Raw genomic sequence first — 18,500 nt, forward strand, 5'->3', positions numbered from 1 at the left:
GCCGTGCGGTGGACCGGTGGTCAGGTGCCGTCGTCGTTCGTGTTGCCCACCAGCGGCTTGGTGTGCACGATGCTGCTCCACGCACCGTCCGTCGCACCCGGCGCGTAGATGGTGCCGCCGAAGGCGGTGCTGGTGCCGATGTTGCCGGGGACCTTGTCCCAGCCCCAGACGTTGTTCTTGATGTCCTGGAAATACTGGGTGATCGCGCTCGGGTTGTTCGGGAGCGGTGCCGGCGGGACAGGACGCGGCAGCGGTGTTGGCGGCATGTTTCCGGGCCCGAAGGGCCTGGAGTAGTTCGGGACCGGACGGGGCGGCGGCATGTTGCCCGGTCCGAACGGCCTGGAGTAGTTCGGGACCGAACGGGGCGGCGGTACGGGCGGCAGGTTGCGCAGCGGAATATCCCCACCGCCGCCGCGCGGCGGCGGCACCGGGCCGCCCTTGATGCCCTTGAAGTTGTTCAACACGCCTTTGCCGATACCGCCCCAGCCCGCCGCGATTCCCTTGACCACGGCGAACCCGCCGAACGCGGCGCCGGCGACACCGAGCACGATCCCCGCGATGTCCCAGTCCCCGGTGACCACGCCTCTGGCGATATTGATACCTAGCGGCACCAGACCGAGGACCAGGCTGACGGCGCCCAGGACGAGGCCGACCGCACCGAGTCCCGGGATGAAGAAGGCGATCACGCCGAGCACGGCGCTGATGATGCCGAAGATCGAACCGATGGTGTCCCAGAGCTTGTCCCAGAAGTTCTTCTTCTTGACGGCCTTGTCCTGGGCGTCGCCCATCGAGGTCGCGGCGACGGAGGCGTCCTGCTCACGCAGCCCCTGGGCCTCCAGGGCCAGGTTCTTCGCGGCATCGAGCTCGCTCTGCGCCAGGTTCACGGCGTTGTCGGCCTGGGAGCGGGCGTCCCTGGCCTTGTCCATCGCCTCGCGCGCGGAACGCCGGGCGTCGTCGTTGTCGGGCGGTGGCGGGGCGTTGTCCAGGGTGGTCACCTGGAGCGCCGCCGCGGTGGCGGTCGCGATCGCCGAGTCGAGGCTGACCCGCGCTGCCTGACCGTCCCTGAGGGCCTGCGCCGCCTTGTCCTGATGACTCGACAGCTGGGGCGTGTACGCGTCGATGGCCTTGGCCGCGATGTCGTACGAGTCCCGCAGGGCGGCCACCTGGTTGGGCAGTTCCTCGAGGACCTTCTTGAGGGCCTCCATCGACTTGCCCTTGCCCAGGTCCTGGTTCTTGATGCGGTCGAAGGTGTCGAAGGCGTCATGGGCGTCGTCGGACACCGTCCGGTAGTCCTTGGCGAGTTCCTTGAGGATCTCGGGTTCGCCCGGTGTCGGGTCCTCGGAGAGGCCGAGCACCGCCCATTCGGCCACGTCGGGGCGTGCCATCGCGCCGACCTCACTTTCCGTTGCTCAGGATGGTCAGGGATCGTCAGGGCAGGAACCGGAGCGTGCCGGCGACGGCGTCGAACAGGTCGAAGAACGCCTCCGTCAGGCTCAGGTTGGGGGTCAGGCTGGAGACGACCAGGAAGTCGCGGCTGTGCGGCACCGGCACGATGGTGTGCATCGTCGCCGTGCGGACGGTGCCGCGCCCCCAGTAGTCGATGTCCTCGATCGCGGTGGCGCGTCCCGCGGGGCCGATCTCGTCGATCTGGATCATCTCCACCCGGTTGGCCCGGGTGCCCCGGCCCATCGGGTTGTCGGCGTTCTTCAGGGCCACCGGGATGAGCAGTTCGGCGAGGTCGGCGGAGCTGTCCTCGGGGGGCGTCACCCGCATCACGAGTGTCGTCGCGCTCAACACCGCCCCGGCGTCGGTGAATTGGATCATTCCCGCCACCTGCAGGGCGCCCTGCGCGTGTGCCTCGCGTGCGGTGGTCCGCGTGCTGCGGATCAGCGCGTCGAGCAGTTCGCGGTCGATGTCGTCGCCCTGCACCTGGGCCTCGACGACGCGACGGATGGACGCGTCCCTGGTCTGTGCGTCGAGATCGAGCTTCCACCAGGTCTGCGGGTAACTCAGGGTGAATTGCCGGGGAGCCGTCACGGTGGATGTCGCGTCGACCGTCTGAGCCATGACACTCGCTCCCTAGTTGTCGCCGTCGAGCGCGTCCGTGGTCTCACGGTCCGTCTGCTCGAAGTTGTCGATGATTCCTTGGTTGGCCTTCTGGAACTCGTCCACGTTGTCCTGGACGCGCTCGTGCCCGCCCTTCCAGGCGTCGTCGAAGCCGCTCACGGCGTCGATCAGCTTGGGGTCGCCCACGTCGCTCTCGACACCGACCCGTTCGAGGCCGGTCTTGTCCGCGATACGGGACTTGATGTCGTCGAGCAGCTTGATGACGTTCTTCAGCTCGTCGATAGGGATTTCGATCGGGGATGACATGTCGTCCCTCTCCTGGTCGGCCCTGCGCCGGTCCGGCCGGGACCCGGCTCCCCTCCAAGGGAGACCGGGGCCCGGCCGGTAAGTACGGCGTCAGCCGATCCCGCCGCCGGTCTGGTCGTCGGTGCTGACGAAGGCGTCGGCGGTCTTCTTCAGGTAGTCGCCGATCTGCTGCATCTCGTCGACGCCCTGCTCCAGCTGCTTTTGGTAGTTGTCCCACATGGGCTGGAACTTGGCCTTCGACTGCGGCGTGTCATAAGAGTTGTCGACGACGTGGTCGATCTTGTTCTTCGCTTCCCTGATGGCGTCCTGCATGCGCTGCCGCTGGTTGTCCATCCAGGTCGCCGCCTCCCGCATTTCATCGGGAGAGACCTTGATGTTTCCGGTGCCCGCCATTGCTGTTCCTTTCGCCGTACCGGGAGCGCGGCGGACGTCCGCGCCGCCGCACGCGTTCCTACGCGCCTTCGTCGAAAAGGGTTCACGGGACGCAGAGGGCCAGGTCACGAAGTGAGAGCCGTGCTGTACTGGCCCTGTGGCGCCATCTGCCATCTGCCATCTGCCTCCTGCATCTGCCATCTGGCTTCTGTGCTGCCGGTGGAGGCGATGACGGAGTTGCTGATCGACAGGCTTCGGAAGATTCGGAAGAGCAGTCCGCCTCTGAGAGAGGGCCTTGATGGAGATCGCTGCGCTGCCGTTGGTGGATGAGCACGCGATCGTTGTCGCGGCGGGGGCCGACGACGTCTGGCGCGGTCTGAGTGAAGCCTTGGACGGAGCGTTCTCCCCATTCGGCATGGCCGGCTACGCGCGGCTGATCGGTTCCGCCGACCGCAGGGAATCCGGGCCACGGCCCCTCACCGAGGGTTCGACGCTGCCCGGTTTCCGGGTGGTCTCCGCGGTCCCGCGACGCGAGCTGGTCCTCCGAGGCAGTCATCGCTTCTCGACCTACGCCTTGACCTTCCGCATCGAGCACGTCGCCCCGGACCGGTCACGGCTGACCGCCGAAAGCCGGGCGACGTTCCCGGGCCTGGCCGGTGGTCTCTACCGACGGCTCGTCATCGGAACGGGCGGACACGCGGTCGGCATGCGCCGCCTGCTTTCCTCGGTCCGTCGCCGGTCCGAATAGCGCGTTCCTCCTCATAGCCACGTGAAGTGCCCCGGCCGTCGTCGTGACGGCGGCCGGGGCTGTTGTGGCAGAGGTGGTCAGTTGATGGTCTTGGCGGTCACGGATGGGAGCTACGCCTGACCGTTGAGCCCCTGCGCCGCCTGGGCGATCACCATGGCCACGACAGCCGGACGGGAGACGTAGACGGCTGCGTTACAGCAGGTCAAGGGCGGATCCCAGACGGCCCAACGATCGCGTGCCCGGGACGTGTTTCCTAGGTCGGCCCGTCTTTCCCAGGTCAGCCCGTGGTCAGGGCGAAGATGAGGACGGTGAGCGCCCAGCACAGCGCCACGAGCGCCGCGCCCGCCACGTCGACTCGTACGGTGCGGGGCCGGCCGGACCGTAGCCAGAAGGCCAGGGCGCGGTTCACGAGAGGCATGAGCAGCCAGGTCAGAATGCTGACACTCAGTACGTTGCCGAAGAAGAGGCCGAGGTATACGGGGACGCCCAGGACTTCGAATTCATGACCCACGGTCAGATTCAGGACCATGACGGTGGGATAGAGCGCCAGCACGACGGTCATGGCCTGTTTCCAGTTGGGCGGGGCCTCCTCACCCTCGCCCGAACCGAACCGGAACCAGCCGCTGAACGCCGTCCCCACCTTGCGGACGTCGTAGGACGCGAAATAGTCCCGCCCTTTCCTGAGGAGGTGCTCCCTTCTGCTGGACTCCAGCCAGGCATCGAGATGTTCATGGGTGTCGTACCGGAAGACGACCACCCAATTCTCCTGGATTCCCTCAACGGGCCGGAAGAATTCCGTCCCCATGAAGCCAGGGAATTTCTCCTGCTCTTTCAGAACCTTTTCCTGCCAGTGCTCGAATTCCTCTTCCCTGCCCGGCCGCACGACGTGCGAGATGACGGCCGTGGCCCCCTCCCGGTCGGGCTCGTCGATGTGGCCGCCGGCGAGAACCTCCTGCGTCGGGGCGCCGTCCAGCAGCCGACGGCCCTCGGCCAGTAGTTCCTGGCGGGCGGTCGAGTCCAGCCACGCGGTGAGCTGGTCCGTGCCGGCGAAGCGGAACACCACGATCCATTCGCGTTCCTCGCCGGATCCGGGGGGATAGGTCTCCGTGCCCTTGAATCCGTCGAAGCCCCGAACGACCCGGTTCACCTTCCCCTGCCAGCGGTCGTACTCCTCGTCGAACCCTTCCCGCACCCTCTGGGAGGTCACCACGGTCGCACTGCCGCTTGCACGGATACCCATACGGCGTAGTCTAGTTCACAGGGAATTCCTGCGACACTCGAATCACAGAGCAGAATACATAGAAGCCAGAATTCACAGGACACTCGAATCCACAGGACTCGGAACGCTCGGGGAATATTCGCCGCACGAAATATCGCGCGAGAGATCAGCCTCCATGGACCTCAACACCGTCACGGAAGTCGTCCGGCACCCGCTCGATCCGCCCGGCGCGGACTGGCGCGACGGCGACGCGTGGCTCGCGGGTGGTACGTGGCTGTTCTCCGTGGAGCAGCCGAGCCTGCGCCGGCTGGTCGACCTGACGGCGTTGCGCTGGGATCCGCTCGTTCCGAGCCGCGCCGGCCTCGAAATCGGTGCCACGTGCACCATTCACGATCTGCATTCCTTTGCCTTTCCGGATGACTGGATCGCCGGCAGTCTTCTCGCGAAAAGCTGCGAGGCCTTCTTGTCCTCGTTCAAGGTGTGGAATGCGGCGACCGTGGGCGGCAACATCTGTCTGTCCTTGCCGGCCGGCCCCATGATCACGCTGACGGTAGCGCTGGAGGCGCAGTACGAGCTGTGGGCTCCCGACGGGTCCACGCGCACCGTCGATGCCCTCGACTTCGTGACGGGCGACCATCTGAACACTCTCGGCCCCGGGGAGATTCTGCGGCGCATCGACATTCCGGCCCACGCCCTGAGGAAACGCACCGCGCACCGCCGTTTCGCACTGACCCGTCTCGGCCGTTCCACGGTCTTCGTCGTCGGCACTCGAACTCCAGGCACGAGCGACCTGTTGCTCACCCTCACCGCCGGGACCGCACGGCCCCTGCGCCTTGCCTTCGACACCCTGCCGGATGCCTCGACTCTGCGGCAGAGCATCGAAGCCGTCCCCGCCGGTCTCTGGTTCGCGGACCCCAATGGGACCCCCGATCACCGTCGCCATCTGACGAAGCACTTCGCCGAAGAGATCCGTCGCGAACTGTGGGGCCGGTGACGGGCCATGACGTACATCGTGAACGGCAAGAGTTTCGACAAAGAGCCGGGCCCCGGTCAGTGTCTGCGGACTTTCCTGCGGTCGCTCGGCCATCACGGCGTCAAGAAGGGGTGCGACGCGGGCGATTGCGGCGCGTGCACGGTGTGGCTGGACGGCAGTCCGGTGCACAGCTGCATCACCCCCGCATTCCGCGCGGAGGGCCATGAGGTGACCACGATCGAGGGGCTCGGATCGCCCGGTCAACTGCATCCGATGCAGCGGCAGTTCCACGATGCCCCGGGGTTCCAGTGCGGTTTCTGCACCCCAGGGATGATCATGACGTCGGCCACCTTCACCGAGGCGCAGAAGGCGGACCTGCCTCGCGCGCTCAAGGGCAACCTCTGCCGCTGCACCGGCTATCGGGCCATCGAGGACGCCGTGAACGGCGTCGTAGGAGTCGAGACGGCCGCGCCGGGAAGGGCCGTCGGGACGAGCGTCGGCGCACCGGCGGGCGCCGAAGTGGTCACCGGGCGCGCCGAGTTCACGATGGACACCGACATCGAAGGCCTGCTGCACCTCAAGGTCGTGCACTCGCCGCACGCGCACTCCCGGATCGTGTCGATCGACAAGACCGCCGCGCTGGCGGTGCCCGGCGTGCATCGGGTCTACACCTGGCAGGACGTGCCGCGCAGGCGGTACTCCACGGCGATCCACACGGACCACCTCGTCGACCCGGACGACACGTACATCCTCGACGACACGGTCCGCTTCGTCGGCCAGCGCGTCGCCGCGGTCGTGGCCGACACGGTGGGCGCGGCGGAGGAGGGCTGCCGCAGGGTCGACGTGGAGTACGAGGAGCTGCCGGCGGTGTTCGACCCCGAGGCCGCGATGGCCGACGGTGCTCCACAACTGCACTGTACGGACGACCCGTTCGTCCGCGATGCCGTCCACAACACCTTGCTCGAGATCCATTCCCATGTCGGCGATGTCGACGCGGGGTTCGCCGAGGCGGACGTGATCCATGAAGGAACGTACTCGTCGCCCCGGGTGCAGCACGCGCACCTCGAGACCCACGGCTCCATCGCCTGGGTCGAGAACGGCCGGTTGAACGTGCGGACCAGTTCGCAGTCGCCGTCGATCGCGAAGGTCAAGCTCGCCCATCTCTTCGCACTGCGCCCGGACCAGCTCCGGGTGTTCTGCAAACGGGTGGGTGGCGGCTTCGGCGGCAAGCAGGAGGTGATCTCGGAGGATCTGGCCGCGCTCGCCGCCCTGGACACCGGGCGGCCCGTCTGCTTCGAGTACACCCGCGAGGAGGAGTTCACCACGGCTTCGCCGCGGCATCCGATGACGCTGACGGTGAAGCTCGGCGCCAAGGCGGACGGCACGCTGACGGCGTTCCAGGTCCGCAATGTGTCGAACACGGGCGCCTACGGCAATCACGGTGGCGAGACCCTGTACGCGGGCGGCGCGGCCGTCATGATCTATCGCTGCCCCAACAAGAAGTACGACGGGTTCTCCGTCTACACGAACACCGTTCCGAGCGGGGCGCTGCGCGGATACGGGATGACGCAGCCGGCGTTCGCCGTGGAATCGGCGATGGACGAACTGGCCCGCGCCCTGCACCTCGACCCGCTCGAACTGCGACGGCGCAACATCGTGCGGCCGGGCGAGCCGCTCGTCGCCACGCACGACGGCCCCGACGACGTGGTGTTCAACGAGGACGGGCTCGGCAAGTGCATCGATCTCGTGGAGCACGCCATGGCCCGTGCGGTCGACGAGCCGCCGCCCGGCGCCGGCTGGCTCGTGGGGTCCGGGGTCGCGAGTTCCCTGCACGAGACCGCGCCGCCGACCGAGCACGTCTCCGAGGCATGGGTCACGCTCGGCGACGACCTCGTGTACGAACTGGCCGTCGGTACCGTCGAGTTCGGCGAAGGCACGTCGACCGCGCACGTCCAGATCGCGGCCAACCAGCTGGGTACGACGCCCTCACGCATTCGCCTGGTGCAGTCGGACACGGACCGCACGGGATTCGACACCGGCGCCTTCGCGAGCGCGGGCCTCTTCGTGGCGGGCAACGCCGTGCTCCGAGCGGCCAACGCCGTGCGCGACCGCATCCTGGAATTCGCCGCCGCGCACACGGGTGTCCACGTGGTCATGTGCTCGATGGGCGACGGGGAAGTCGTCTGCGGGGACCAGCACGTGCCGCTGGCCGGACTCGTCGCGCTGGCCCGGGCGCGCGGAATACGGTTCACCGCCGCGCGCAAGGCCTACGGATCGCCCCGAAGCGTCGTGTCCAACACGCAGGGATTCAAGATCGCCGTCCATCAGGTGACGGGCGAGATCCGCATCCTCTACAGCGTTCACGCCACGGACGCGGCCGTCGTCGTCAACCCCGCGCAGGTCCGGGGTCAGGTGGAAGGCGGGGTCGCGCAGGGCATCGGCTTCACCCTCACCGAGAACCATCAGCTCGACGCGGGCGGAGCCATGGTCAACCCGAACCTGCGCAACTACCGCATCCCCACCTTCGCCGACATCCCCCGGACCGAACTGCTCCTGGTGAGTTCGGCGGATTCCTTCGGGCCCATGGGGTCGAAGGGGATGGCGGAATGCTGCATCAACCCGGTGGCTCCCGCGCTGGCGAACGCGCTCCACGACGCCACGGGCGTCCGCTACCGCGCGCTGCCCCTGACTCCGGAACGCATCTACCACCGGCTCAGGGACAACCGGTCGATACGGACCGCCTGAGGCCCGCCCGCATCGAGGATTCGGGGTCAGCACCCGCCCGTAGGGAACCTGGCGGCCACATCAGTCAGTAGGGAACCGGGCGGCCGCATCAGTCCATGAGGTCCCCGCGGGCCGGAAGCGTCCGTCCCAGGCTTGCCAGCGGGGACAGCGCCATCAGCGACGGGGACAGCAGCATCCCCGCCGCCGTCACCGCGAGGCTGACGCGCAGGCCCCACAGGTCCGCGAGGAAACCGCCGAGCAGCGAGCCGACCGGGGTCAGCCCCATGCCGGCGAACGTGATCGTCGCAGCCACGCGGCCCTGCATCCCGTACGGGGTGAGGGCCTGCCGTACGCCCATCACCGTGACGTTCACCAGTTGCCCGAAGGTCCCGAAAACGAGACTGACCGCGACGAGGGCGAGAACCGTCGCCGCGGTGGAGCCGTGCAGCGCGGGCACGACCAGGAACGCGCCGTCGCCGAGTGCCGCGGCGGCGACGAGCACCACGCCGTGACCGAAGCGGCCCGGCAGGCGGGCGGCCAGCAGCGAGCCCAGGAGTGCGCCCGGTCCCGTGGCCGCGAGCGCGAGGCCGACCTCGGGGCCGGACAGGTGCAGTTCCCTCGGCAGGAAGAGCAGATAGACGGTCATCATGGCCGCCAGCGAGAACTGGAAAGCGGCTGAGGCCAGGCACACGGCCCGCAGGGCGGAGTCGCCGGCGACGAAGCGGAGGCCCGTAAGGATCCGCCGCCGCACCCGCGGGGGACGTGGCGAGACCTTCGGGATCGACTCGCGGCGGCGCATCCGCCGTATCGACAGCAACGACAGCGCGAAGAGCAGCGCGCAGGACGCGGCGGCGATCGGCGCCGTCAGGAGGGAGACCAGCACGCCGCCGAGTGCGGGGCCCGCGATCTGGGCGGCTGAGCGGCTGCCCTCCAGCGCGCTGTTGCCCCGCACCAGCTGGTCGCGTTTCACCAGCCGTACGAGAGACGCCTGGTAGGCCACGTCGAAGAACACGGAGAGGGCGCCGACGGCGAAGGCGGTCACGAGCAGCGCGGGCAGGCCGAGCGCGCCGAGGAGCCCCGCCGCGGCGGCGGCGCCCAGGGCCAGCGCCCGGCCCATGTCCGCCCGCACCATCACTGTGCGGGTCCGCCACCGGTCCACCCACGCGCCGGCGAGGAGCGAGAGCAACAGGATCGGCGCCTGCCCCACCGCGCGCAGGACACCCAGCTCACCGGCGTCGGCGTCGAGTGTCAGGACGGCGCAGAGCGGCAGTACCACCAGAGTTGTGTGCTCGCCGAGTTGGGAGACCGTCTGGCCCACCCAGAGTCGGCGGAAGTCGCGGTCCCGCCACAGGCTTGGGGAAGCAGGTCGGCCGGAAGCGGATCCGGCGGAGGAAGCGGAGGAATCAGAGGACGCAGCGGAAGCAGAGGACGCGGAGGGCACTGGGATCCCTTGCGGTGCAGACGACGAGGCCCGCCGCCGGTCAAGCAGAAGGCGCACCGGCGGTTCAGGCAGGAGAGGGCTCGCTGTGCCACGCGACAAGGGCAGCACGCGATGACGGGCCGGTCACGGCCTCAGGCGTCACAGCGTGCTCGTACGACCGGGCATCTCTCACTCCTCGCAGGGTCACTCGCCGCCCCGACACTAGCCCGTACCGAAGGAGACCGACATGGGAAAAATCGTCATCAGCGAGAACGTCTCGCTCGACGGAGTCGTCCAGGACCCGACCGGCGAGGAGGGGTTCTCGCACGGTGGCTGGTTCGACCGGATGGCGGACAGGGACCGGCTGGAGTGGACCAAGGTCGAGTTCGACGAGGCGCTCGGCACTCAGGCGCTGCTGCTCGGCCGGCGGAGCTACGAGTGGTTCGCGGCGCGGTGGCCGTCCCGGAGCGGCGCGTGGGCGGAGCGGCTGAACACCCTGCCCAAGTACGTCGTGTCCTCGACCCTCGTCGACCCCGAGTGGAACAACTCGACGGTCCTCGACGGCGAGGTGGTCGCCGCGGTCTCGAAGCTGAAGCAGGAGCTGGCCGGGGACATCGTCGTCTATGCCAGCCGCCGGCTGGTGCGCACGCTGCTCGCGCACGGCCTGGCCGACGAGCTGCGGCTGATCGTCCACCCGGTTGTGCTCGGAGCCGGTGAGCGTCTCTTCGGTGAGACCGGCGACGAGCTGTCTCTGAGCCTCCTGGACACCCGTACCGTCGGCGACGGCCTCGCGGCGCTCACCTACGAGATCGTCCGGGACTCCCAGGGATAGGGAGGGCGGTTCGTCGCGGGCCCCGTGGTGCGGCGCACCTCCTCCGCGATCACGATGAGGGAGGCGTCACAAAGGGACACCCCCCCCCTTTGCATAATCATTCTCTAGGATGCATACTCTTCCCATGTCTAAGGTTCTTACCTCCCTGCCCGCCGGCGAGCGCGTCGGCATCGCCTTCTCGGGCGGCCTCGACACCTCCGTCGCGGTCGCGTGGATGCGCGACAAGGGTGCCGTCCCGTGCACCTACACCGCCGACATCGGCCAGTACGACGAGCCCGACATCGCGTCGGTGCCCGGCCGCGCCAAGGCCTACGGTGCCGAGATCGCGCGCCTGGTCGACTGCCGTGCGGCACTGGTGGAGGAGGGCCTGGCCGCGCTCGCGTGCGGCGCGTTCCACATCCGCTCGGGCGGCCGTGCCTACTTCAACACGACGCCGCTGGGCCGTGCCGTCACTGGCACCCTGCTGGTCCGGGCGATGCTCGAGGACAACGTCCAGATCTGGGGCGACGGCTCGACGTTCAAGGGCAACGACATCGAGCGGTTCTACCGTTACGGCCTGCTGGCCAACCCGCACCTGCGCATTTACAAGCCGTGGCTCGACGCCGACTTCGTGACGGAGCTGGGCGGCCGCAAGGAGATGTCGGAGTGGCTGGTCGCCCATGACCTGCCGTACCGCGACAGCACCGAGAAGGCGTACTCGACCGACGCCAACATCTGGGGCGCCACGCACGAGGCCAAGACGCTGGAGCACCTCGACACCGGCGTGGAGACCGTCCAGCCGATCATGGGCGTGCGGTTCTGGGACCCGTCGGTGGAGATCGCCGCCGAGGACGTGACGATCGGCTTCGACCAGGGCCGCCCGGTCACGATCAACGGCAAGGCCTTCGCCTCCGCGGTCGACCTGGTCATGGAGGCGAACGCGATCGGCGGCCGCCACGGCATGGGCATGTCGGACCAGATCGAGAACCGGATCATCGAGGCGAAGAGCCGCGGCATCTACGAGGCCCCGGGCATGGCGCTGCTGCACGCCGCGTACGAGCGTCTCGTGAACGCGATCCACAACGAGGACACCCTCGCTCAGTACCACAACGAGGGCCGGCGCCTCGGGCGGCTCATGTACGAGGGCCGCTGGCTGGACCCGCAGGCGCTGATGGTCCGCGAGTCGCTGCAGCGCTGGGTCGGCTCGGCGGTCACCGGCGAGGTGACGCTGCGGCTCCGGCGCGGTGAGGACTACTCGATCCTCAACACCACGGGCCCGGCGTTCAGCTACCACCCGGACAAGCTGTCGATGGAGCGCACCGAGGACTCGGCGTTCGGCCCGGTGGACCGGATCGGCCAGCTCACCATGCGCAACCTCGACATCGCCGACTCGCGCGCCCGGCTCGAGCAGTACGCGGGCCTCGGCATCGTCGGCACGACGCACCCCGAGCTGATCGGCGCCGCGCAGGCGGCGGCGACGGGCCTGATCGGCGCGATGCCGGAGGGTGGCGCCGAGGTCATCGCCTCCCGTGGCGAGGTCTCCGAGGACGACGAGCTCCTGGACCGCGCCGCGATGGAGTCCGGCACGGACTAGCCCCGACGGGCAGAAGCGAAGAGGAGGAGGGGGTGGCCGCAGTGGCCACCCCCTCCTCCTCTTCGCTTCTGCCCAGGCGGCTACGCGGCTTCCACCACGTCCGTCGGGTTCGCGAACTGCGTCCGGTACAGCTCCGCGTACCGGCCCTCCTCGGCGAGGAGCGTCTCGTGGGTGCCGCGTTCCACGATGTGGCCGTCCTCGACCACCAGGATCTGGTCGGCGGACCTGATCGTGGACAGGCGGTGGGCGATCACGACGGCGGTACGGCCTTCGAGTGCCTCCGCGAGCGCTTCCTGGACGGCCGCCTCGGACGTGTTGTCCAGGTGGGCGGTCGCCTCGTCGAGGATGACGACGCGCTGGCGGGCGAGGAGGAGGCGGGCGATCGTCATGCGCTGGCGTTCGCCGCCGGAGAGGCGGTAGCCGCGCTCGCCGACGACGGTGTCGAGGCCGTCGGGCAGGGACCGGACCAGGGCTTCCAGGCGGGAGCGGCGCAGCACGTCCCACAGGTCCTCCTCGCTCGCTCCGGGCCTGGCCAGCAGGAGGTTGGCGCGGACGGTGTCGTGGAAGAGGTGGCCGTCCTGGGTGACCATGCCGAGGGTCTCGCGCAGGGAGACAGCGGTCAGGTCGCGGACGTCGACCCCGCCGATGCGCACGGCGCCCTCGTCGGTGTCGTAGAGACGCGGCATGAGCTGGGCGACGGTCGACTTGCCCGCGCCGGAGGTTCCGACGAGGGCGACGGTCTGGCCGGGTTCGGCGCGGAACGAGATGCCGTGCAGGACCTCGGCGCCCCCGCGGGTGTCGAGCGAGGCGACCTCTTCGAGGGAGGCGAGGGAGACCTTGTCGGCGGACGGGTAGCCGAAGCGGACGTCGTCGAACTCCACGGCGACCGGGCCCTCGGGCACCTCACGGGCGTCCGGCTTCTCGTCGATCAGCGGCTTCAGGTCGAGGACCTCGAAGACGCGCTCGAAGCTGACGAGCGCGCTCATGACCTCGACGCGTGCCCCGGCCAGGGAGGTCAGCGGCGCGTAGAGGCGGGTGAGGAGCAGGGCGAGGGTGACGACGGTGCCCGCTTCGAGGGTGCCCTCGATGGCGAAGTAGCCGCCCAGGCCGTAGACGAGCGCGAGGGCGAGGGCCGAGACGAGGGTGAGCGCGGTGATGAACGCGGACTGCGCCATGGCCGTACGTACGCCGATGTCCCGTACGCGGCGGGCGCGGGCGGCGAACTCGGCGGACTCGTCGCCGGGCCGGCCGAACAGCTTGATCAGCGTGGCGCCGGGCGCCGAGAACCGCTCGGTCATCCGGGTTCCCATGGCCGCGTTGTGCGCGGCCGCCTCGCGCTGGAGGCGGGCCATCCGTGTACCCATGCGCCGCGCGGGCACCACGAACACCGGCAGGAGCACCAGGGCGAGGAGCGTGATCTGCCAGGAGAGCGTGAGCATGACGGCGAGGGTGAGGAGCAGGGTCACGACGTTGCCGACCACGCCGGAGAGCGTGTTGCTGAACGCTCTCTGCGCGCCGATCACATCGTTGTTGAGGCGGCTGACCAGGGCGCCGGTGCGCGTCCGGGTGAAGAAGGCGACGGGCATGCGCTGCACGTGGTCGAAGACGGCCGTGCGCAGGTCGAGGATCAGGCCCTCGCCGAGATTGGCCGAGAGCCAGCGGGCGACGAGGCCGAGGCCCGCCTCCGCGAGCGCGATCACGGCGATGAGGAGGGCGAGGCGGATGACGGTGCCCTCGTGCTTGCCGACGACGATGGCGTCGACTACGTGCCCCGCGAGCAGGGGGGTCGCCACGGCGGTCAGTGCGGTGACCACGCTCAGGACGACGAACTGGGTGATCCGGCGCCGGTGCGGACGCGCGAAGGCGGCGATGCGGCTGAGGGTGGCGCGGGCGAAAGGTCGGGTGTCCTGCTGGGCGTTCATGACGCTGTGCAGCTGCGTCCACGCCGTGGTCTCCATGCTCATGGAGTAGACGGTAAGACCTCAAGCAAGCTTTAGGTCAACGCGGATGCTTGATTCACGGTGGAGGACATCTGGGAGGGGCGCGGTCGACGTGCCACGCTGGGCATCACTCAGCGATGATCACTCAGGAGGGTCCGGATGTCGGTCCGCGTCGAACGCCGAGGTCACGTCACCACGGTCGTACTGTCCCGCCCCGAGGTCCGCAATGCGGTCGACGGGTCCACGGCCGCCGAACTGGCCTCCGCCTTCAAGGAGTTCGACGCCGACGAATCCGCTCGCGTCGCCGTGCTCTGGGGCGAGGGAGGCACGTTCTGCGCGGGCGCCGACCTCAAGGCCATCGGCACGGAGCGCGGGAACCGGGTCACCGAGGAGGGTGACGGCCCGATGGGCCCGACCCGGCTGCGGCTGTCCAAGCCGGTGATCGCCGCGGTGAGCGGGCACGCGGTGGCCGGCGGCCTTGAGCTGGCGCTCTGGTGCGATCTGCGGGTGGCCGAGGAGGACGCCGTCTTCGGGGTGTTCTGCCGGCGCTGGGGCGTGCCCCTCATCGACGGCGGCACGGTGCGGCTGCCGCGGCTCATCGGCGAGAGCCGCGCCATGGACCTGATCCTGACGGGCCGCCCGGTGCTCGCCCCGGAGGCGTACGCAATGGGGCTCGCCAACCGGGTCGTGCCGCCCGGCCGGGCGCGCGCCGAGGCGGAGGAGCTCGCGGCGCAGCTCGCGGGCTTCCCCCAGGCCTGCATGCGCGGCGACCGCGCCTCCGTACTCGACCAGGCGGGGCAGGGCGAGGAGGCGGCCATGGCGGCTGAACTGCGGTACGGGACAGCCGTGTTGGAGGAGAGCCTGAAGGGGGCCGCGCGGTTCGCGTCAGGGGCGGGGCGGCACGGGTCGTTCACCGACAGGTGACCCGGTGCCGCGCCCACCCCCGGCGAACGGTCAGGCCTAGGGTCTTTCGTTTGGATCAGGCCGGATCAGGGAGCGGGGGCATGGGGGTGCCCTCTGCTCGAGCGCAGTCGAGAGCTTGGGGGAGCGTGCATCGCAAGGCGGAGGAGGGAGTCGACGCGATGGGGGTCCCCCTGCTCGAGCGAAGCCGAGAGCTTGGGGGAGTCGGCGAGTAACGACAACGCCGCGAGGTGCGGCACCAGGCCCCGCGAGCCCGGCATGCATGATCCAAACGAGAGGCCCTAGGTGTGCAGCGGGACCGTGAGCTGCTTCAGCCAGGTGCCGGTGGTGAAGTCACGTGCCTTGATGACGACCGAGCGGGGGCCCACCTCGACCTGGAGGCCCTGGTTGAAGGCGCCGCCGAGCGACACCTCGCCGCCCTTGCCGTCGTCCATCCAACCGACCTGTACGGCGGCGGTGTTGACGACGGTGAACCCTTCGAGGTTGCCGGTGCCGGGCACGACGCGGCGCACCACCCAGTCGGACAGGTTGAGGTCCCAGTGGGTGTGCCCGGAGAACAGGAACACGTCCTTGTAGCGGCCCAGGATCGACAGGAGCCGGTCGGGCTGGAGGTAGTCGCTCAGGTAGAGCTTGTTGTGCGTGCCAGACACGGTGTTGGGCAGCGGGTGGTGGGTCAGGACCATGACGGGACGGCGGCGGCGCGCCCAGTACGCGAGCCGGTCCTCGAGCCAGGCGAACTGCTCGTCGCTGATCCACACCTCGTCCCACAGCTTCGCGTCGTGGTAGTGGGAGTAGCGCTCGGTACCGAGGCTGAGGACGGGCACGCCGCCGAACGAGGTCTCCGAGTAGACCTTGCCCCGCTCCGCGAAGTTGTAGAAGCTCCGGAAGAGGGAGTCCTCGGTGGTGCCGTTGGGCCAGGTGGCCTGGGCGAGGGTGTTCGGGTCGCTGTACTTCGGCACGTAGAACTCGTGGTTGCCGATCGCCCACGCCACGCTCTTGGGGTGCGGGTGCTTGTCCAGGGTCTGACGGACGGCCGCGTACTCGAAGTCGTAGCCGCGCGGGGTGATGTCGCCGGCGATGCCGAGGCCCGCGCTGTGGGGGTTGACCGAGTGCAGGTCGTCGAGCGCCTTGCCGAAGTCGGTCAGGTCGCCCTGGATGTCGCTGATGATGTTGAACCGCACGGTCCCGCCGTCGCCGTGGCCCTGTGCGGCGGGAGCGGCGGTAGGCGCTGCGGCGGCCGCGGGCGCGGAGACCAGGGAGCCGGTCGCGGCGAGCGCGCCGCCCGCGAGCGTCGCGCGCCCCGTCGTGGCCATGAACGATCTGCGATCCATCGGTGTTCCTCCAAAACGACTGCCCCCGTGTGCGGGTGGTTGGTCGACTCGAGCGTCATGGATCGCGATGGCCTGGCGACATACCGGAGATGGCCGAAGCCTTAAGAATGGTCTAGCCCAGTTACCTTTTCGAGATAACCCGCGACCCATGCGCGCGGGTTCCCGTTCAGCCCAGTTCGAGTGTGGTGATGCCGAAGATCCGCTCCTGGGCGAACCGCCGGACGGGGCCGGTGTACATGCGGGCCGTGGCGAACCCGGGGGTCAGTCCGTACTCCTCGGCGAGTGCCACGGCGGCCGGGTTCGACTCGGGGACGTCCACCGCGACCGCCGCCCGGCCGACAGCGGCGAGCAGGGCGTCGAACAGCGCGCGGGCATCCTGCGGGGTGTCCGCGAACAGCGGGCCGACGCGGAACGCGTCCCGGGCCGGGCGGACGACGCCGTAGCCGGTGACGCGGCCGTCGACGACGCGGGCGAGCGCGCGATGCCCGTCACCGGCGAGCCAGGAGGCGAGGAAACGGGGCCGCTCCGCGGGGTAGCAGGCACTGTCGTACAGGGCGATGGCCTTCAGGCCGCCCGCCTCGGCGACGGGGATGACGGCGCCGGGTGCGGGTCCGTCGGCGGCCGGGCGCGGGGACTGCGGGACGCCCGCGTAGCGGACGGTGGTGTGCTCCGGACCGAAGCCGGACTTGCGGTAGTTGTCCTGCTGGGCGGGGACGCCGTCGAGGCCGACGGTCCTGCCGCCCGCGTGCGCGAGGCCCGCCTTCCAGGTGGCGATGCCGTAGCCGCGGCCGCGCAGGTCTGGGCGTACGAGGTAGAAGCCGAGGAAGGCGTAGTCGTCGCCGTAGTTGACCACGGAGATCGCGGAGACGGGCTCGCCGTCGACCCGGCCGATGAAGAAGCCGTCGGGGTCCTGGGCGAAGAAGCTGCGGCTGTCGGCGAGGCCGGGGTTCCAGCCCTCGCCCGCCGCCCAGCCCGTGACGACGGGCCAGTCGTCGAGCGTGGCCCGGGTGATGTCGAGCCGCTCGGGCGCCTCGGGGGTGCCGGCCGTCGGGTGGTTGCCGGAGGTGTGGGGGTCCGGTCGCGTCATCGTCGCCTCTTCCGTTCCTGTGCGGCGCGCCGCCGGGCGCCGCCCTTGATCTGTGCCGGGCCCATCCTTCCCGATCACCTCCCTGCGCCGCGACCACTGAGGCACGATGATCGGGCACCTGACCGAACTGCTCTTCTTCGCAAGGGAGTTGCACCATGGGGGAGAACACGCCGCCGCCCTTCGACCGGATCGACACCAGCAAGCCGCATCCCGCCCGGGTCTACGACTGGTTCCTTGGCGGCAAGGACAACTACCCGGTCGACGAGGAGCTCGGCCGGCAGATCGTGGCACTCGAACCGCAGTCCAAATACGCGGCTCAGCACAATCGCTGGTTCATGCAGCGCGCGACACGGCATCTCGCCGGGGCGGCCGGGGCGCGCCAGTTCCTGGACATCGGCAGCGGCATCCCCACGGAGCCCAACCTCCACCGCATCGCCCAGTCCGCCGCGCCGGACGCCCGTGTCGTGTACGTGGACAACGACCCCATCGTGCTCGCCCACGCGGGGGCGCTGCTGCGCGGCACTGCGGAGGGGCGCACCGAGTACCTCTCGGCGGACGCGCGGGAGCCGGAGAAGATCCTTGAACTCGCCGCGGACATCCTGGAGTTCGACCGCCCGGTGACGCTGTCGCTCATCGCGCTGCTCCATTTCATCCCGGACGCGGACGGCGCCTACGACCTCGTACGCACCCTGGTGGACGCGCTGGCGCCGGGGAGCCATCTGGTCCTGTCGCAGCTCGCCGGCGACTTCGATCCGGAGCGGACACGGGAGGCCGTGGCGATGTACGCGGCGGGCGGGGTGACGCTCGTACCGCGCTCACGCGAGGAGATGGCCCGTTTCTTCGAGGGGCTCGACCTGCTGGACCCCGGGATCGTGTGGCTGCCGGACTGGCACCCGGAGCTCGCTGTCGGCGAGGTCAGGAACGACGCGCCGGTGCCGCTGTACGCGGGGGTGGCGCGCAAGCCGTAGCCCTCAGACGCACCGTCAG

Annotated in this window: 16 protein-coding genes; 7 read left to right on the forward strand and 9 right to left on the reverse strand. The window is 69.5% G+C overall.

Annotated elements, in window-relative coordinates; genetic code table 11:
- Window positions 1-20: 20 nt before the first annotated feature.
- From AC07EJ_RS11290 to AC07EJ_RS11305, 4 genes are all read right to left on the reverse strand, one after another.
- Window positions 21-1,385 (reverse strand): putative T7SS-secreted protein, encoded by a 1,365-nt coding sequence (locus AC07EJ_RS11290; protein WP_393581556.1) that lies wholly within the window; start codon window positions 1,383-1,385, stop codon window positions 21-23.
- 43 nt (window positions 1,386-1,428) lie between these two features.
- Window positions 1,429-2,067, reverse strand: coding sequence for a hypothetical protein (locus AC07EJ_RS11295; protein WP_393581557.1), 639 nt, complete (start codon window positions 2,065-2,067; stop codon window positions 1,429-1,431).
- 12 nt (window positions 2,068-2,079) lie between these two features.
- The gene (locus AC07EJ_RS11300) at window positions 2,080-2,373 is read right to left on the reverse strand and encodes a hypothetical protein (protein WP_389489831.1); all 294 of its coding nucleotides are present in this window, start codon (window positions 2,371-2,373) and stop codon (window positions 2,080-2,082) included.
- A gap of 90 nt (window positions 2,374-2,463) precedes the next feature.
- Complete coding sequence (locus AC07EJ_RS11305) at window positions 2,464-2,766, reverse strand: WXG100 family type VII secretion target (protein ID WP_389489833.1); 303 nt, start codon at window positions 2,764-2,766, stop codon at window positions 2,464-2,466.
- Window positions 2,767-3,043: 277 nt separating this feature from the next.
- On the opposite strand from AC07EJ_RS11305, the gene AC07EJ_RS11310 reads away from it, so the two are divergent.
- Window positions 3,044-3,493, forward strand: coding sequence for a hypothetical protein (locus tag AC07EJ_RS11310; protein ID WP_393581558.1), 450 nt, complete (start codon window positions 3,044-3,046; stop codon window positions 3,491-3,493).
- A 277-nt stretch (window positions 3,494-3,770) separates the two neighbouring features.
- On the opposite strand, the gene AC07EJ_RS11315 is transcribed toward AC07EJ_RS11310, so the two are convergent.
- Window positions 3,771-4,733, reverse strand: coding sequence for an antibiotic biosynthesis monooxygenase (locus AC07EJ_RS11315; protein ID WP_478884101.1), 963 nt, complete (start codon window positions 4,731-4,733; stop codon window positions 3,771-3,773).
- Window positions 4,734-4,887: 154 nt separating this feature from the next.
- Between AC07EJ_RS11315 and AC07EJ_RS11320 the strand changes: the two genes are divergently transcribed.
- Window positions 4,888-5,706 (forward strand): FAD binding domain-containing protein, encoded by an 819-nt coding sequence (locus tag AC07EJ_RS11320; RefSeq protein WP_389489840.1) that lies wholly within the window; start codon window positions 4,888-4,890, stop codon window positions 5,704-5,706.
- A gap of 6 nt (window positions 5,707-5,712) precedes the next feature.
- The gene (locus AC07EJ_RS11325) at window positions 5,713-8,430 is read left to right on the forward strand and encodes a molybdopterin-dependent oxidoreductase (RefSeq protein WP_478884102.1); all 2,718 of its coding nucleotides are present in this window, start codon (window positions 5,713-5,715) and stop codon (window positions 8,428-8,430) included.
- An 88-nt stretch (window positions 8,431-8,518) separates the two neighbouring features.
- Here the strand turns inward: AC07EJ_RS11325 and AC07EJ_RS11330 are convergent, their stop codons facing one another.
- On the reverse strand, window positions 8,519-9,760 hold the full coding sequence (locus AC07EJ_RS11330; protein WP_478884260.1) for an MFS transporter: 1,242 nt from the start codon (window positions 9,758-9,760) through the stop codon (window positions 8,519-8,521).
- A gap of 316 nt (window positions 9,761-10,076) precedes the next feature.
- Here AC07EJ_RS11330 and AC07EJ_RS11335 point away from each other — a divergent pair, with 316 nt between their 5' ends.
- Both AC07EJ_RS11335 and argG read left to right on the forward strand, forming a co-directional pair.
- Window positions 10,077-10,661 carry a dihydrofolate reductase family protein gene (locus AC07EJ_RS11335; RefSeq protein WP_393581562.1) on the forward strand — a complete coding sequence of 195 codons (585 nt, stop codon included), beginning with the start codon at window positions 10,077-10,079 and terminating at the stop codon, window positions 10,659-10,661.
- A 124-nt stretch (window positions 10,662-10,785) separates the two neighbouring features.
- Complete coding sequence (gene argG / locus AC07EJ_RS11340; RefSeq protein WP_389489848.1) at window positions 10,786-12,234, forward strand: argininosuccinate synthase; 1,449 nt, start codon at window positions 10,786-10,788, stop codon at window positions 12,232-12,234.
- An 80-nt stretch (window positions 12,235-12,314) separates the two neighbouring features.
- On the opposite strand, the gene AC07EJ_RS11345 is transcribed toward argG, so the two are convergent.
- On the reverse strand, window positions 12,315-14,192 hold the full coding sequence (locus AC07EJ_RS11345) for an ABC transporter ATP-binding protein (RefSeq protein WP_389476932.1): 1,878 nt from the start codon (window positions 14,190-14,192) through the stop codon (window positions 12,315-12,317).
- A gap of 141 nt (window positions 14,193-14,333) precedes the next feature.
- Here AC07EJ_RS11345 and AC07EJ_RS11350 point away from each other — a divergent pair, with 141 nt between their 5' ends.
- The gene (locus AC07EJ_RS11350) at window positions 14,334-15,098 is read left to right on the forward strand and encodes a crotonase/enoyl-CoA hydratase family protein (protein WP_389476371.1); all 765 of its coding nucleotides are present in this window, start codon (window positions 14,334-14,336) and stop codon (window positions 15,096-15,098) included.
- A gap of 278 nt (window positions 15,099-15,376) precedes the next feature.
- On the opposite strand, the gene AC07EJ_RS11355 is transcribed toward AC07EJ_RS11350, so the two are convergent.
- Window positions 15,377-16,426 (reverse strand): metallophosphoesterase family protein, encoded by a 1,050-nt coding sequence (locus AC07EJ_RS11355; protein WP_389476373.1) that lies wholly within the window; start codon window positions 16,424-16,426, stop codon window positions 15,377-15,379.
- Between the two features lie 166 nt (window positions 16,427-16,592).
- Window positions 16,593-17,513, reverse strand: a complete 921-nt coding sequence (locus AC07EJ_RS11360; protein WP_389476375.1) for a GNAT family N-acetyltransferase — start codon at window positions 17,511-17,513, stop codon at window positions 16,593-16,595.
- 155 nt (window positions 17,514-17,668) lie between these two features.
- Between AC07EJ_RS11360 and AC07EJ_RS11365 the strand changes: the two genes are divergently transcribed.
- Entirely contained in the window at window positions 17,669-18,481 is an 813-nt protein-coding gene (locus AC07EJ_RS11365) for an SAM-dependent methyltransferase (RefSeq protein WP_478884103.1), read from the forward strand.
- Window positions 18,482-18,500 lie beyond the last annotated feature (19 nt).

The sequence above is a fragment of the Streptomyces sp. NPDC045026 genome (genome assembly GCF_056432625.1).

What these genes read in the sequence shown, in the direction of transcription:
- AC07EJ_RS11290 (WP_393581556.1), bottom strand. Translation starts at nt 1,385, where the DNA reads ATGGCACGCCCCGACGTGGCCGAATGGGCGGTGCTCGGCCTCTCCGAG.
- AC07EJ_RS11295 (WP_393581557.1), bottom strand. Translation starts at nt 2,067, where the DNA reads ATGGCTCAGACGGTCGACGCGACATCCACCGTGACGGCTCCCCGGCAA.
- AC07EJ_RS11300 (WP_389489831.1), bottom strand. Translation starts at nt 2,373, where the DNA reads ATGTCATCCCCGATCGAAATCCCTATCGACGAGCTGAAGAACGTCATC.
- AC07EJ_RS11305 (WP_389489833.1), bottom strand. Translation starts at nt 2,766, where the DNA reads ATGGCGGGCACCGGAAACATCAAGGTCTCTCCCGATGAAATGCGGGAG.
- AC07EJ_RS11310 (WP_393581558.1), top strand. Translation starts at nt 3,044, where the DNA reads ATGGAGATCGCTGCGCTGCCGTTGGTGGATGAGCACGCGATCGTTGTC.
- AC07EJ_RS11315 (WP_478884101.1), bottom strand. Translation starts at nt 4,733, where the DNA reads ATGGGTATCCGTGCAAGCGGCAGTGCGACCGTGGTGACCTCCCAGAGG.
- AC07EJ_RS11320 (WP_389489840.1), top strand. Translation starts at nt 4,888, where the DNA reads ATGGACCTCAACACCGTCACGGAAGTCGTCCGGCACCCGCTCGATCCG.
- AC07EJ_RS11325 (WP_478884102.1), top strand. Translation starts at nt 5,713, where the DNA reads ATGACGTACATCGTGAACGGCAAGAGTTTCGACAAAGAGCCGGGCCCC.
- AC07EJ_RS11335 (WP_393581562.1), top strand. Translation starts at nt 10,077, where the DNA reads ATGGGAAAAATCGTCATCAGCGAGAACGTCTCGCTCGACGGAGTCGTC.
- argG (WP_389489848.1), top strand. Translation starts at nt 10,786, where the DNA reads ATGTCTAAGGTTCTTACCTCCCTGCCCGCCGGCGAGCGCGTCGGCATC.
- AC07EJ_RS11345 (WP_389476932.1), bottom strand. Translation starts at nt 14,192, where the DNA reads ATGGAGACCACGGCGTGGACGCAGCTGCACAGCGTCATGAACGCCCAG.
- AC07EJ_RS11350 (WP_389476371.1), top strand. Translation starts at nt 14,334, where the DNA reads ATGTCGGTCCGCGTCGAACGCCGAGGTCACGTCACCACGGTCGTACTG.
- AC07EJ_RS11355 (WP_389476373.1), bottom strand. Translation starts at nt 16,426, where the DNA reads ATGGATCGCAGATCGTTCATGGCCACGACGGGGCGCGCGACGCTCGCG.
- AC07EJ_RS11360 (WP_389476375.1), bottom strand. Translation starts at nt 17,513, where the DNA reads ATGACGCGACCGGACCCCCACACCTCCGGCAACCACCCGACGGCCGGC.
- AC07EJ_RS11365 (WP_478884103.1), top strand. Translation starts at nt 17,669, where the DNA reads ATGGGGGAGAACACGCCGCCGCCCTTCGACCGGATCGACACCAGCAAG.